Origin of the sequence: Serratia proteamaculans (assembly GCF_949794035.1) — a bacterium.
Classification (GTDB): Bacteria; Pseudomonadota; Gammaproteobacteria; order Enterobacterales; family Enterobacteriaceae; genus Serratia; species Serratia proteamaculans.
The window spans coordinates 4,885,968-4,899,372 of the sequence record NZ_OX461105.1 but is presented as its reverse complement, the minus strand read 5'-3'; the positions used below and the strand labels follow the sequence as shown (position 1 = coordinate 4,899,372).

Genomic DNA, 13,405 nt, shown 5'->3' with positions numbered 1-13,405 from the left:
AAAAGGCACCCGAGGGTGCCTTTTTCGTTTTAGTATCAGTGAATCAGTCTTCTTTCACTTCCACTGCGGCCGTCTCCGGCAGGGCGTTGGTTTCCGCCGGCATGCTGACGCTTTCAATGGTCAGCTTGATTTCCGGGGTAATCAAATCGCTCAGCATGTTGTACACCTCCATGGTGTGCTCACGGACCGCATCGCCGATGTCGTTGATGTAGCCTTCTTCACGCAGCGTCGCCACCAGGGTGGAGAACACCGCCTTGTCAAAGAACTCCGGCGCATTGATACCGTGCAGTACCGACAGGCGTTGGGCCATGATACGGCTCTCTTTCTCCAGCGCACCGCGGTTGATGCTCGGATTAGCGCTGAGGATCGACATGGTGATGGCATAGCGTTGCAGCGTTTCACGGACACCGGCGGCCAACAGCTGTAGCGGCCGGATACGCGCTGGGTTTAGCACCAGATCGTCGCCTTTGTCGCAGATCAGTTGCTGACGGATCATTTCATCGATCAGCGGTCGCAGCACTTCCGGCAGTTGTTCCTTATCGTTGTGCAGGAACAGCTCGGCCTTCAGCATCGGGTAAATCAGACCAATCTGCCGTAGCAGTTCGGCGCGCGATACCCGGCGGTGGTGCATCACGATAGTGGCGATCAGCGAAGGCAGAACCAGCAGGTGATGGATATTGTTACGGTAATAGGTCATCAACACCGCCTGCTCGCGCGGCAGGATGATGATATCGCCGATGTTATCCTTCTCCACCTCGAACTTGTTCATGTTCAGCGCGTGGTCGAGCAATTCATCCGGCGTTTGGGTTGGCACGGTAACGTCGCTGGCATAAGGCACGTTGCGCATCAGTTGCAGATAGCATTCCAACTGCTCAAGCAACTGCTCACGGGTCAGCGAACGCTGGCGTGAGGCCAACAGCGCCGTGGAACACAGGTTCATGGCGTTGGCAGCGGCAGCATTGTTGATGCGAACCATGATTTTTGCCGCCAGATCGTTGACCGTCGGTGTCAGCCAACTTGGGCGCTGGGATTCGATCGGGTCAATCGATTCACGCCACTGCGGCACATTCTGGTTCAGGTAGGTGGTCAACGGCAACGGATCGCCGAAGTTGACGTAACCCTGGCCAAGATTGCGCAGCTTGCGCAGGCCGCGCAGCATCTGCAGCAGGCTCTCTTTTTCCTTGGTCGCACCACGCAGCTCTTTGGCGTAAGTGCCCACTTCCATCACGTGCTCGTAACCGATGTAGATCGGCACCAGTGTGATAGGGCGGGTACCGCCACGCAGCATCGCCTGAATGGTCATCGACAGGGTGCCGGTCTTCGGCTCCAGCAAACGTCCGGTACGGGAACGGCCGCCTTCGACGAAATATTCCACCGAGTAACCGCGGGTAAACAGCTCGCCGAGGTATTCGCGGAACACCGTCGAGTACAGCTTGTTGCCTTTGAAAGTACGGCGGATAAAGAAAGCGCCCAGACGGCGGAAGATCGGCCCGGCCGGCCAGAAGTTGAGATTAATGCCGGCAGCAATGTGCGGCGGCACCAGACCCTGGTGATACAACACGTAGGACAGCAGCAGGTAGTCCATGTGGCTGCGGTGGCAGGGCACATAAACAATCTCGTGGCCGTCCTGCGCCAACTGACGCACGCGTTCGGCGTTAGTGACGTTGATGCCTTGATACAGGCGGTTCCAGGTCCAGCTCAGCACGCGATCGGAAAGGCGCACCGTCTCGTAAGAGAAGTCGGCAGCGATCTCTTCCATCAGCGCTATGGCATTCTGCTGGGCTTTTTCGTGGGAAATTTTCTTGCTGCGAGCCTCGTCTTCGACCGCTTTTTCGATCGCCTTGGACGCCAACAGCTTGTTGAACAGGTCCTGACGGGCCGGCAGGCTTGGACCGACGGCGGCCAGACGCTGACGCGAGAAGTGCATGCGCGCCACGCGTGCCAGTTTTTGCGCAATGATTTTGTCCGTACCGTGTTCAGTCGCCATGCGGCGCAGGGAAACGGTATTGGAGAAACGGACAAAGCTGTCGCGGCCGAGCCACAGCACGGCGAAGAATTTCTGGACGCCGTTCAGCAGACGCAGATGCGGGGTGCCGTGACCTTCGCGCCCCGGAGAGCGGCCGAACATCACCGAGACCGGCAACATCTGAATGTCGAGCTCCGGATTACTGCGATGCAGATCCAGATAGTCGTGGAACAGTTTTACCGACTCTTCTTTCGGCGTGTAGTAACGGAATACGCGCGGGCCGTCGTGAATAAACACGTGGCTGGGCAGCACGGTACCGTCTATCTCCAGCGGATTGAGGGGATCGGGCAGATCTTGCGCCAGGCACTGGGTGCGCAGCGTCAGTAAATCCGCCTTGGAATTATAAGGTAAAACATACAGAATCGGCCGTGAGGGATCCAACCCTAACTCCGTGACCGGATCTGAAGGGATAACCTTACTTCTTACCAACAGTTTGAGTGGTAAATTCAATAGTTTATAATAAATTTTACGCCAACCTGACATAACAACGTGAAGCCTCTTGTTAGCAATGCGCCGCAAGCATACCAGAATCCGGGTAGCAGATCTGTGGTGTTGGAAAACCGAGAGCCGGGAGCGTTTCCTGGCTTAGACTGTTTAATTATGACTTACCTCTGCGAAAGGCACTAAAAAACATGACAAAGCAAGCAACCGGCCTGACCCGTATTATTAAAGCTGCCGGCTACTCTTATAAAGGCTTTTCCGCCGCCTGGCAGCACGAAGCGGCGTTTCGCCAGGAATTGGTGGCAACGGTGCTGGCTATCATACTGGCGATTTGGCTGGACGTGGGTGCGATAGCGCGCATTTTACTGATCGGATCGGTGTTGCTGGTGATGATCGTCGAGATACTGAACAGCGCGATTGAAGCGATTGTCGACCGGGTGGGCACCGAACATCATGAGCTCTCCGGCCGGGCAAAGGATATGGGCTCGGCGGCGGTCTTGCTGGCGATTATTCTGGCGCTGTTTGTCTGGGGTTCGGTGCTGTGGCAGCACTTTGCCTGAGTGGGGGAGTTCTGTTGCGACGCGGGTCGCTAATCCCTGATTTTTATTCACTCTTCGGTTCCCAAGCCGCACTTACCTGTATATACTCACAGCAAGACTGTATAAACAAACAGGGGGCGGAATGAAAGCACTAACTACCAGACAGCAAGAGGTCTATGATCTGATTCGCGATCATATTTCGTCCACTGGCATGCCGCCAACGCGCGCCGAGATCGCCATGCGTCTGGGGTTCCGTTCGCCAAATGCCGCAGAAGAACACCTGAAAGCGCTGGCGCGTAAAGGCGTCATCGAGATCATCTCCGGCGCTTCGCGTGGTATTCGCCTGCTGATGGAAGATGAAGAAGGTTTACCGCTGATTGGCCGCGTAGCCGCCGGTGAGCCGCTGTTGGCGCAACAGCATATCGAAGGGCACTACAAGGTCGATCCTTCCCTGTTCAAACCAAGTGCGGATTTCCTGCTGCGGGTTAACGGCATGTCGATGCGTGACATCGGTATTCTCGACGGCGATCTGCTGGCGGTGCATAAAACCCAGGACGTGCGTAATGGCCAGGTCGTCGTGGCGCGCATTGAAGATGAAGTCACGGTCAAGCGCCTGAAAAAACACGGTAACGTGGTTGAGCTGCTGCCGGAAAACAGCGAATTCCAGCCGATTGTGGTCGATCTGCGTCAGCAGAATTTCACCATTGAAGGTCTGGCGGTCGGTGTGATCCGCAACGGCGATTGGGTTTAATCCCTACGCTCGAACACCGTCCTCTGATTTAAGTCGCCCCAGCTCTGGGGCGATGTCATTTCTGACTGATTAAAACCGCACTGCCACGGGAACATTTCACTATGCGCCTGCTTTCTGCCTTCACCAGCGATACCGATAAAGCCCTGTGGCGCCTTGCGCTGCCCATGATTTTCTCCAATATCACCGTGCCATTGCTTGGGCTGGTGGATACCGCGGTGATCGGCCACCTCGATAGCCCGACCTATTTGGGCGGTGTAGCGGTGGGCTCCATGGCGACCAGTTTCCTGTTTATGCTGCTGTTGTTCCTGCGTATGAGTACCACCGGACTGACCGCACAGGCGCTGGGGGCGCAAAATCCGCAGGGGCTGGCGCGTGCCTTTATGCAACCCTTGCTGCTGGCCGTGTTGGCCGGGGTGGCCATTGTACTGCTGCGCTATCCGCTGATTGAGTTGGCGCTAAAAATCGTCGGTGGTGACGGGGCGGTGCTGAAGCAGGCTCGTTTATTCCTCGAGATCCGCTGGCTAAGTGCCCCGGCGGCGCTGGCCAATATGGTGATCCTGGGTTGGCTGCTTGGCGTGCAATACGTGCGTGCGCCGGTGATCCTGCTGATTGTCGGCAATCTGCTGAATATCGTATTGGATATCTGGCTGGTGATGGGGCTGGGCTGGAACGTGCAGGGTGCAGCGACGGCGACTGCCATCTCTGAATATGCCACGTTGCTGCTGGGGTTAGGGCTATCCTGGCGAGTGATGCGCATACGCGGTATTTCTGTGCCGATGCTGCGTCAGGCCTGGCGCGGTAATCTGCGGCGTCTGCTGGCATTGAATCGCGACATTATGCTGCGTTCATTGTTGCTGCAACTGTGTTTTGCCTCGCTGACTATTTTCGGTGCCCGGCTTGGCGGCGAGGTGGTCGCAGTAAATGCGGTACTGATGAATTTGCTGACCTTTACGGCTTACGCGCTCGACGGTTTTGCCTACGCGGTGGAAGCACATTCGGGCCATGCCTATGGGGCCCGTGACGATAGCCAACTGCGTAAAGTATGGCGTGCGGCTTGCCGGCAGGCCTGTCTGGTGGCGTTGGGCTTTGGCCTGCTCTATGCCGTGACCGGCCAACAAATTATTGCGGCGTTGACCTCTTTACCGGAGCTGCGCGCACTGGCGAACCACTATTTGCCGTGGCAGGTGGTGCTGCCATTGGTGGGGGTATGGTGCTATTTGCTGGACGGCATGTTTATTGGTGCCACCCGCGGCGCAGAAATGCGTAATAGCATGGCAGTGGCGGCGGCTGGTTATGGCCTGACGCTGTTTACCCTACCGGTACTGGGCAATCATGGGCTATGGCTGGCGCTGGCGGTATTTCTTTCACTGCGTGGCATCGCACTCGGTTGGATTTGGCATCGCCACAGAGTGGATGGGACCTGGTTTGCAGCGGATTCGGCACGATAAAAAGCATTTAAACATTAATTTTATTTATGTTTTTTATTCATATTAAGTTACATTTTCTTGAGCCAAATTGTTTCCGCTTACTTGCTGTTCTGTCGGGGTTTTTACTAAATTATATTTATTTGGCGAATTTTTATCCTGACTTTTTCCTTTTTATCGCTATCTGTGGCTATAGTTAATCATGTGGCTGGCGGAATGAATGGGAATAAGTATTCCATTTGTTCTGGTCGATTGACCAACATTATTACTCAGTTAAGCCCAGCGACGAGTTTTTAAAACTGACTAATCACAGGTAACGGAGAGGTTATGAACAAAGATCAAGCCGACGGTAACTGGAAGCAGTTTAAAGGGAAAGTGAAGGAACAATGGGGCAAGCTGACCGATGACGATCTGACGGTCATTGAAGGGAAACGCGAACAGCTTGTTGGTAAAATTCAGGAACGTTACGGCTACCAGAAAGAGGCGGCCGAGAAAGAAGTGAAATCTTGGGAAGACCACAACAAATATCGCTGGTAACGCGATGGGCCGCAGCGGATTGCGGCCACAGGCTACTTTTAAAGGCCTGGCGTTTTTATCCCCTTGACGCTATGGCCGCAGGTACAGGGAGGTACCTGAAAACCCAACCTATTTCTTCTTGATGGCAATGCTGTGATCGTGTTCGCCACAGTCATGCTTGCTGTCACAGGCTTCTACCTCAACGCATCCCGCACACAGGCCATGGGCCTCCACCACGTTGTGACGCAGGACAAAACCAGACTCTTTCGCCAGTTTTTGCAGCGTCTCTTCGACCCCTTCGGTCGTCCGTTCGGTCACCTGACCACAGCGATCGCAGATAAACAGCGCGGAAGTATGCGTCGGTTGTTCAAAGTGATGGCACAGCACGTAGCTGTTGGCTGACTCAACCCGATGAATGAACCCCTGTTCCAGCAGGAAATCCAGCGCACGGTACACCGTTGGCGGTTTGGCCTGAGGTTCGGCGACGCGCAACAGATCGAGCAGGTCGTAAGCGCTGATGGCACCGGGCTGCTGTGCCATCAGGCGTAACACTTCCAGCCGCTGCGGTGTCAGTCGCACATTGCGTTGCTGACAGAGTTGTTCAGCCTGCGCCAGCAGCTTTTCCTGGGTGCTTGAGTTCATGGCAAATTTCCCGGTACGTAAAAAAGCCGATTTTACCATGCTTCAGCCGAATCGCCGAGAGTCGGCCCCTTTTCCTCTGATATGGCGCACTAATCGACTGGTTTACCGCCTGCCGCCAGCCTGGATTGTGATGATGTTCACACTTGGCGGCTGAAGTCGGAGGCAGTCAATCCTTAGCTGGCGAGTGAGTGTTGCAAGCGACCCGCCAATGCGGCCAGGTCCGGCGCGGGATTATGGCCAATCAGCATAAAGCCATGACGGCCATCGGCCCAGTAGACTACGTTCATGCCCTGGCGGCGCTCGCTCTCTGCGGGCAGCGGTTTGCCCGATTGCTGAATGATGCACAATGCTAGCGCACCATACTGCGCATCCTGCCAGGTCAATTGAGCGATACGCCGATCGTCGTAAGCCAGCACGCGGGCGTTTTTCAACTCGGCGCCGCTCAGTATCAATTTCGGTGCCGAGAGGGCGATACCCAGTCGCTCGCCGGTTTGCTGTAACTGATGGGCGATCTGCGTTGCCGTGTCATCGTAGCCTGCCAGCGTTTCAGGTGTGTATAGCGCCATATACTGGGCGACCAAACCGCGCCAGTTCTCTTCTGGCTGATTGAGTTGTAAATAGGCGCGATCGCCTGCGATGCCCAGTGCTAAAAAACCGACGGCGGCGGCTATCAGGCCACGCCGGCTGACACCATGCTGCATTGCAGGGGCAGTAAGGGGGCCTTCGGTCCGCAGCCGTTGTACCGGCGCTTCATCAAGCAAAGGATCAAATGCCTGCTTAAAGGGCAGGTTGCTGCGTGCCAGTAACGATAAACGCTCGGCCAGTGCCGGTTCGCCGCCCAGGCGCTGTTCCAGAAGCTGGCGCTGTTGTGGATCCAGTTGATTATCCAGATAGGCGACCAACAGTTCATCCGCGCTGTAGGTTGAACTCATGATTGTTCTCCTTTTGCCTGCGGTGAGCGGCTTTGCAGCACGCTGTCGTTTGCCAATCTCAGGCGTGCCGCCGCCAGACGGCTCATGATGGTGCCAATGGGAACGCCAAGCACCTCGGCGGCCTCACGGTAGGAAAGCTCTTCCACGTACACCAGAAACAGCGTGTTCCGCTGCGCTTCCGGCAGCCGGTTCACGCGTTGCATCACCTCATTAGCCCAAATCGGATCCTCGCTATTTTCTACCCCGGTCAGTTCATCGACGTCGACAAAACCTTGCCCCTGGCGGATATGCTGGGCGCGGATCTCGTTAAGCCAGATGGAGTGAAGGATGGCAAACAGCCAGCGGTCCATACGCGTCCCCACGGCAAACTGTGCGGCGCGCTCCAGCGCCCGCACACAGGTGGCCTGCACCAAATCGTCGGCAACATCCCGCCGGTGGGAAAGCACCAGGCCGTAGCGCCACAGGCGGGATAGATACTGGCCTATTTCGTTGCGGATCGCGTCGCTACTGATGTTTGCCTCCGGTTCGGCTAGATCATGATTCTGGGTGGTTATCGATGGCCGCAGCCAGATCGCGGTACTCTTCGCAGCCCGTGCCACACAGCGATTGGATCACCTTCAGTTGTTCTTTCGCCAGGTCCTGACGGCCCTTGACCATATAGGCTTCGCCCAGATATTCACGGACTTTTGGGTATTTCGGATCCAGCGCCACTGATTTTAAATAGTAGCCGATCCCTTCATCGGTGCGGCCGAGCTTGCGGGTAGCATAACCCCGGTAGTTGAGCGCCACGGCGGTGTTGGGATCCTTCAGGGTATTGAGCATATCGAGCGCTTCTTGGTAACGACCGCTTTTTGCCAGCGCATAGGCATAGTTCGCCCGATCGTTGTCGTCGATCATACTGCTTTTTTCCACCATGCAGGTCTTGGTTTTTGTGTCGTATATCTGGCCTTTCGGGCAGGTGGGCGTGGTCTGGCCGCTACTGTCACCGCCCATCGCCAGGGCCGCCCCGGAAAACAGCAAAGAACCGGCAATCACAGGCAACAGCAGGCGTTTCACGAAACTGTTCATGGTTGTTTCCTCATTGGGAAGGGTGCTGAGCTGCACCCCTGTCGAGTGAACACCCGACAGGGCTTTTTTATTCGTTTTTTAAGGTTCTTTTTTAACCCGGCGGCACGGCGGTTTTCACAATGCCGCCGATTGTCGTTATAATAGCCGTTTGCGGCAGCATGCCGTTCGTTGAAACCAGACAGAATCAGGTAGCCAGTAGCCCAGCATGACGACAGACAACAACGCCCCAAAATACGCCGCCAATCGTTTCTCCATCGCGCCGATGCTCGACTGGACCGATCGTCATTGCCGTTACTTCCACCGCCTGCTGACCAAGGAAACGCTGCTGTACACCGAGATGGTGACCACCGGCGCGATTATCCACGGCAAGGGTGACTATCTGGCCTACAGCGAAGAAGAACATCCGGTGGCGCTGCAATTGGGCGGCAGCGATCCGGCCGCCCTGGCACACTGTGCCAAACTAGCCGAGCAGCGCGGCTACGACGAGATTAACCTCAACGTCGGTTGTCCGTCCGATCGGGTGCAGAATGGCATGTTCGGTGCCTGTCTGATGGGGCAGGCAACGCTGGTTGCCGATTGCATCAAGGCGATGCGTGACGTGGTGTCGATCCCGGTGACGGTAAAAACCCGTATCGGCATCGACGACCAGGACAGCTACGAGTTCCTGTGTGATTTTATTGCCACCGTGGCCGGGCGTGGCGAGTGCGACATGTTCACCATTCATGCGCGCAAGGCCTGGCTGTCTGGCCTGAGTCCGAAAGAGAACCGCGAAGTGCCGCCGCTCGACTATCCGCGCGTCTATCAGCTTAAACGTGATTTTCCAACGTTGACTCTGGCCATAAATGGCGGGGTAAAAACGCTGGAAGAGGCGAAGGAGCACCTGCAGCACCTGGACGGTGTGATGATGGGGCGCGAAGCCTATCAGAACCCAGGTATTCTGGCGCGGGTCGACAGCGAACTGTTTGGCCGCCAGACCGACGTGATGGACAGCGTGGCGATTATTGAGTCGCTGTACCCTTACATCGAACGTGAACTGTCGAACGGCACTTATTTGGGCCATATTACCCGTCATATTCTGGGCCTGTTCCAGGGGATCCCGGGAGCGCGCCAGTGGCGCCGACATTTGAGCGAAAATGCCCACAAGCCAGGGGCCGATGCCCGGGTGGTTGAGCAGGCACTGGACCTGGTGCGCTTACCGCGTACCGAGATGGCATAACAGAGATAAAATCTGACTAAAAGTTAGTTGTTTTGACCAGGCATGTCGCGTTATGTGATGTGCCTTTTTTTTAATTTCAATCACTTAGTTTTTACGCCGTGTTGGCACGCTTCTTGTAATAGCTCAGCAGATACTTTGTTTTGCGAAGGAGCAAAATCATGTTGGAACTCTTCTTTCTGGTCGGTTTTGTCGTCATGCTGATGGTGACCGGGATTTCGCTGCTGGGTGTGTTCGCCGCGTTATTGGTGGCAGCCGCGTTTATGCTGATCGGCGGCCTGTTTGCGATGGTAATTAAGCTGTTGCCGTGGCTGATTTTGGCGGTGGTGGTCGTTTGGATCTACCGTTCGATGCAGAAACCGCAAATACGCCGTTACTGATTTTTTGTCGAACAATCAGTCGGTCACGCTGAAATCCACGCAACAGACTTGCTCTGAATGCGGCAGCGATCACAGCTTGGTGTTTTAAATGCTAATGCGGCGTATTAGCCGTGTTTTTTGCGTTTCCGGGCTGTTAGCATGTTTGTCGATGCAGCGATGCGACCGATTTCATCACCGCAAGAGACAATAATACCCAATACGAGTGTTGCTCAAGCAACCCCCTGTCTCTGGCGGACTCTGCTCTACCCCTACAAATGCAGTAATAGAAAGGGCTCCGTAAGGAGCCTTTTTCTATTGGTCACCATCCCGAGATATCAGGCTGCCGGCCAGGTATCACTTTCAAGCTGCAGCGTGCGTTCCAGGGTCATATTCAGCTCACACATGGCAGAATCCAGCATATCGCCGGAACCATGGGGTGCCGCGACCAATGCCATACACTGACTGTCTTTGAACTTCAGCCAGTCGCGTTGCGCCTGACGCCAGGCTTCTGGTGCGGCTTTAAACTTGAGAGATTCCTTGTAGGATTTGTTCAAGCGAGTGTCCCAAAGCTTTAATTCCGCTTCAATACAGGCTGCTGCACCAGGCGTGTTGCCACCCTGTTGGTCCATACACTGCGTATAAACCGCGGAATAGTGATACTTCATCAACGCGTTTTTCTCGGTGTTCTGGCTGGCGGCCTGCGCTGTGGAGAGTAAAGCAGGAGCTGCGGTGAAAACCAGTGCTGCGGTCAGCATTTTCAGTTTCATTTATGATTTATTTCCTTATTGATCAACATTAAATACCAGAGGATCATATTCCATTTGCGGTAATTATTCGATGCTTCGCAGCACGTTATACTGCCTTCGTTTTGTAAGGATATTTGTCTTAGCGGCCGGGGATCAGCAGGCTTGAACCGCTGGTGTTACGGCTTTCCAGCACCTGATGGGCACGTTGCGCATCGGCCAGCGCAAACTTTTGCTCTTCCTTCACGTCGACCTTGATAGCCCCGCTGCCAATCAACGAAAATAGCTCATTGCTGGCATACTGCAGCTCAGCCCGGTTGGTAATGTAGCCGTTAAGCGAAGGGCGGGTGACGTACAGCGAGCCTTTTTGGTTAAGCAGCGCCAGATCGACGCCGGTGACCGGGCCGGAGGCATTACCGAAGCTGACCATCAGGCCACGGCGCTTCAGGCTGTTGAGTGAGGCCTGCCAGGTACTTTGGCCTACCGAGTCGTACACTACGCCGACTTTCTCGCCCTGTGTCAGTTCAGCCACGCGTTGGGCGATATCTTCCTTATGGTAATTGATGGTTGCCCAGGCGCCGGCGTGTTTTGCCAGTTCCGCCTTTTCGTCGGAGCCGACGCTGCCGATCAGTTTGGCCCCAAGCGCTTTGGCCCACTGGCAGGCAATCAGCCCGACACCTCCCGCGGCGGCATGGAACAGGAACACTTCGCCCGGCTGTACCTCATGGGTCTGGCGCAGCAAATAATGCACCGTCAACCCTTTAAGGAAGGACGCCGCTCCCTGCTCAAAACTCAGGTTATGCGGCAACAGCGCCACTTTTTCTACCGCAACATTGTGGACTTCGCTGTAAGCGCCAAGCGATGATTGGGCATATACCACCCGGTCACCCGGTTTCACCGCGCTGACGCCGGTACCGACCTTGATCACCACCCCGGCCGCTTCGGTGCCCAACCCACTCGGTAGCTTGGCGGGCGGGTACAGACCGCTGCGGACGTAGGTGTCGATATAGTTGATGCCGATCGCCTTGTTCTCGACCTGTACCTCACCGGCTGCCGGGTCTACGGGGGTAAAATCAACGTATTGCAATACTTCCGGGCCGCCGGTGGCGGAGAATTGGATGCGCTTTGCCATTTCATTACCTCGTGTGGGAGTCTGATTTCACCCTACGCGTTTTAGCATCGACGATCCAGTTTGCCCTGTTGCGGATTGATACCTTTTTTGCATCGGTTATGCGCAGGAATCACAGATAAAAATCACGTATACTCTCGCGTCAGGATCCTCCCTTCGCCACCGGATAAAGAATACGTTTCATGGCAGGAAAAAAACCAACCAACAGAACAAACGCAGACGAAGCCAGAGATCGCCCACGAGATCGCCAGATGGAAGGGCTGAAGATGCCGCCACATTCGCTGGAGGCGGAACAGTCCGTGTTGGGCGGTTTGATGCTGGATAACGAACGCTGGGACAACGTGTCGGAACGCGTAGTCTCCAACGATTTCTTCAGTCGCCCGCACCGCCTGATCTTTACCGAGATGCAGCGCCTGCTGGAAATGAGTCGACCGATCGATCTGATCACCCTGTCCGAATCATTGGAACAGCGGGGAGAACTGGATTCCGTCGGCGGTTTCGCTTACCTGGCTGAATTATCGAAAAACACCCCAAGTGCTGCCAACATCGGTGCTTATGCAGATATCGTACGTGAACGTGCGGTAGTGCGTGAAATGATCTCAGTGGCTAATGAGATCGCCGATGCGGGTTACGATCCGCAGGGCCGCAGCAGTGAGGATCTGCTCGATCTGGCCGAATCCCGGGTGTTCCAAATCGCGGAAAACCGCGCCAGTAAAGATGAAGGCCCGAAAGGCATCGAGCGCATCCTGGAAGATACCGTTGCGCGTATCGAACAGCTGTATCAGCAGCCGCACGACGGTGTCACCGGGGTAGATACCGGCTACCAGGATCTCAATAAGAAAACCGCCGGTTTGCAGAAATCGGATCTGATCATCGTCGCCGCCCGTCCTTCGATGGGTAAAACCACCTTCGCCATGAACCTGTGTGAACACGCCGCGATGACGCAGGAAAAACCGGTGCTGATCTTCAGCCTCGAGATGCCAGGCAACCAGATCATGATGCGTATGCTGGCGTCGCTGTCGCGCGTAGACCAAACGCGCATCCGTACCGGCCAGCTTGATGACGAGGACTGGGCGCGTATTTCCAGCACCATGGGCATCCTGCTGGAGAAGCGCAATATGTACATTGATGACTCCTCTGGCCTGACACCCACCGAAGTTCGCTCCCGTGCGCGGCGTATTTTCCGCGAGCATGACGGTCTGAGCCTGATTATGATCGACTACCTGCAGCTGATGCGCGTGCCGTCCTTGTCCGACAACCGTACGCTGGAAATCGCCGAAATCTCTCGCTCGCTGAAGGCGCTGGCGAAAGAACTGCAGGTGCCGGTGGTGGCGCTGTCGCAGTTGAACCGAAGCCTGGAGCAGCGTGCCGACAAGCGCCCGGTCAACTCCGACCTGCGTGAGTCCGGTTCCATCGAGCAGGATGCCGACCTGATTATGTTCATCTACCGTGATGAGGTTTATCACGAGAACAGCGATCTGAAAGGGATTGCCGAAATTATTCTGGGTAAGCAACGTAACGGTCCAATCGGTTCCGTACGCCTGACCTTTAACGGCCAGTGGTCGCGTTTCGATAACTACGCGGGACCACAATATGATGACGAATAATCAGCTAAGGAAGTG

The 13,405-nt window shown here is 55.5% G+C and carries 14 protein-coding genes; 7 read left to right on the top strand and 7 right to left on the bottom strand.

Going from position 1 to position 13,405, the window contains the following annotated elements; genetic code table 11:
* Window positions 1-43 precede the first annotated feature (43 nt).
* Window positions 44-2,509, bottom strand: coding sequence for a glycerol-3-phosphate 1-O-acyltransferase PlsB (gene plsB, locus QOT07_RS22775; protein WP_283603950.1), 2,466 nt, complete (start codon window positions 2,507-2,509; stop codon window positions 44-46).
* 149 nt (window positions 2,510-2,658) lie between these two features.
* Here plsB and QOT07_RS22770 point away from each other — a divergent pair, with 149 nt between their 5' ends.
* From QOT07_RS22770 to QOT07_RS22755, 4 genes are all read left to right on the top strand, one after another.
* The gene (locus QOT07_RS22770; RefSeq protein WP_085119730.1) at window positions 2,659-3,027 is read left to right on the top strand and encodes a diacylglycerol kinase; all 369 of its coding nucleotides are present in this window, start codon (window positions 2,659-2,661) and stop codon (window positions 3,025-3,027) included.
* 121 nt (window positions 3,028-3,148) lie between these two features.
* Window positions 3,149-3,757, top strand: a complete 609-nt coding sequence (gene lexA / locus QOT07_RS22765) for a transcriptional repressor LexA (protein ID WP_012147154.1) — start codon at window positions 3,149-3,151, stop codon at window positions 3,755-3,757.
* A 101-nt stretch (window positions 3,758-3,858) separates the two neighbouring features.
* Window positions 3,859-5,205 carry an MATE family efflux transporter DinF gene (gene dinF, locus QOT07_RS22760; protein ID WP_283603949.1) on the top strand — a complete coding sequence of 449 codons (1,347 nt, stop codon included), beginning with the start codon at window positions 3,859-3,861 and terminating at the stop codon, window positions 5,203-5,205.
* Window positions 5,206-5,508: 303 nt separating this feature from the next.
* Complete coding sequence (locus tag QOT07_RS22755) at window positions 5,509-5,718, top strand: CsbD family protein (protein WP_012147152.1); 210 nt, start codon at window positions 5,509-5,511, stop codon at window positions 5,716-5,718.
* Window positions 5,719-5,826: 108 nt separating this feature from the next.
* Here QOT07_RS22755 and zur read toward each other — a convergent pair whose 3' ends face one another.
* The 4 genes from zur to QOT07_RS22735 form a co-directional block, all read right to left on the bottom strand.
* The gene (gene zur / locus QOT07_RS22750) at window positions 5,827-6,339 is read right to left on the bottom strand and encodes a zinc uptake transcriptional repressor Zur (protein ID WP_012147151.1); all 513 of its coding nucleotides are present in this window, start codon (window positions 6,337-6,339) and stop codon (window positions 5,827-5,829) included.
* Between the two features lie 173 nt (window positions 6,340-6,512).
* Window positions 6,513-7,271, bottom strand: coding sequence for an anti-sigma factor family protein (locus QOT07_RS22745; RefSeq protein ID WP_261416451.1), 759 nt, complete (start codon window positions 7,269-7,271; stop codon window positions 6,513-6,515).
* Entirely contained in the window at window positions 7,268-7,768 is a 501-nt protein-coding gene (locus tag QOT07_RS22740; protein ID WP_198404438.1) for an RNA polymerase sigma factor, read from the bottom strand. Before QOT07_RS22740 ends, QOT07_RS22745 begins: the two co-directional genes overlap by 4 nt.
* Before the next feature lie 37 nt (window positions 7,769-7,805).
* Window positions 7,806-8,339 carry a tetratricopeptide repeat protein gene (locus QOT07_RS22735; protein WP_099063591.1) on the bottom strand — a complete coding sequence of 178 codons (534 nt, stop codon included), beginning with the start codon at window positions 8,337-8,339 and terminating at the stop codon, window positions 7,806-7,808.
* Window positions 8,340-8,544: 205 nt separating this feature from the next.
* Here QOT07_RS22735 and dusA point away from each other — a divergent pair, with 205 nt between their 5' ends.
* Both dusA and pspG read left to right on the top strand, forming a co-directional pair.
* Window positions 8,545-9,555 (top strand): tRNA dihydrouridine(20/20a) synthase DusA, encoded by a 1,011-nt coding sequence (gene dusA, locus QOT07_RS22730; RefSeq protein ID WP_207977280.1) that lies wholly within the window; start codon window positions 8,545-8,547, stop codon window positions 9,553-9,555.
* 158 nt (window positions 9,556-9,713) lie between these two features.
* Window positions 9,714-9,932, top strand: coding sequence for an envelope stress response protein PspG (pspG, locus tag QOT07_RS22725; RefSeq protein WP_085119725.1), 219 nt, complete (start codon window positions 9,714-9,716; stop codon window positions 9,930-9,932).
* A 314-nt stretch (window positions 9,933-10,246) separates the two neighbouring features.
* On the opposite strand, the gene QOT07_RS22720 is transcribed toward pspG, so the two are convergent.
* Window positions 10,247-10,678 carry a lysozyme inhibitor LprI family protein gene (locus QOT07_RS22720; protein WP_283603948.1) on the bottom strand — a complete coding sequence of 144 codons (432 nt, stop codon included), beginning with the start codon at window positions 10,676-10,678 and terminating at the stop codon, window positions 10,247-10,249.
* A 118-nt stretch (window positions 10,679-10,796) separates the two neighbouring features.
* Window positions 10,797-11,786 carry a quinone oxidoreductase gene (locus tag QOT07_RS22715; RefSeq protein WP_207977284.1) on the bottom strand — a complete coding sequence of 330 codons (990 nt, stop codon included), beginning with the start codon at window positions 11,784-11,786 and terminating at the stop codon, window positions 10,797-10,799.
* A 179-nt stretch (window positions 11,787-11,965) separates the two neighbouring features.
* Between QOT07_RS22715 and dnaB the strand changes: the two genes are divergently transcribed.
* The gene (dnaB, locus tag QOT07_RS22710; protein WP_085119722.1) at window positions 11,966-13,390 is read left to right on the top strand and encodes a replicative DNA helicase; all 1,425 of its coding nucleotides are present in this window, start codon (window positions 11,966-11,968) and stop codon (window positions 13,388-13,390) included.
* Window positions 13,391-13,405 lie beyond the last annotated feature (15 nt).

Bases quoted from the DNA above. Each gene is read 5' to 3' on its own strand.
- plsB (WP_283603950.1), bottom strand. From the start codon at position 2,509: ATGTCAGGTTGGCGTAAAATTTATTATAAACTATTGAATTTACCACTC.
- QOT07_RS22770 (WP_085119730.1), top strand. From the start codon at position 2,659: ATGACAAAGCAAGCAACCGGCCTGACCCGTATTATTAAAGCTGCCGGC.
- lexA (WP_012147154.1), top strand. From the start codon at position 3,149: ATGAAAGCACTAACTACCAGACAGCAAGAGGTCTATGATCTGATTCGC.
- dinF (WP_283603949.1), top strand. From the start codon at position 3,859: ATGCGCCTGCTTTCTGCCTTCACCAGCGATACCGATAAAGCCCTGTGG.
- QOT07_RS22755 (WP_012147152.1), top strand. From the start codon at position 5,509: ATGAACAAAGATCAAGCCGACGGTAACTGGAAGCAGTTTAAAGGGAAA.
- zur (WP_012147151.1), bottom strand. From the start codon at position 6,339: ATGAACTCAAGCACCCAGGAAAAGCTGCTGGCGCAGGCTGAACAACTC.
- QOT07_RS22745 (WP_261416451.1), bottom strand. From the start codon at position 7,271: ATGAGTTCAACCTACAGCGCGGATGAACTGTTGGTCGCCTATCTGGAT.
- QOT07_RS22735 (WP_099063591.1), bottom strand. From the start codon at position 8,339: ATGAACAGTTTCGTGAAACGCCTGCTGTTGCCTGTGATTGCCGGTTCT.
- dusA (WP_207977280.1), top strand. From the start codon at position 8,545: ATGACGACAGACAACAACGCCCCAAAATACGCCGCCAATCGTTTCTCC.
- pspG (WP_085119725.1), top strand. From the start codon at position 9,714: ATGTTGGAACTCTTCTTTCTGGTCGGTTTTGTCGTCATGCTGATGGTG.
- QOT07_RS22720 (WP_283603948.1), bottom strand. From the start codon at position 10,678: ATGAAACTGAAAATGCTGACCGCAGCACTGGTTTTCACCGCAGCTCCT.
- QOT07_RS22715 (WP_207977284.1), bottom strand. From the start codon at position 11,786: ATGGCAAAGCGCATCCAATTCTCCGCCACCGGCGGCCCGGAAGTATTG.
- dnaB (WP_085119722.1), top strand. From the start codon at position 11,966: ATGGCAGGAAAAAAACCAACCAACAGAACAAACGCAGACGAAGCCAGA.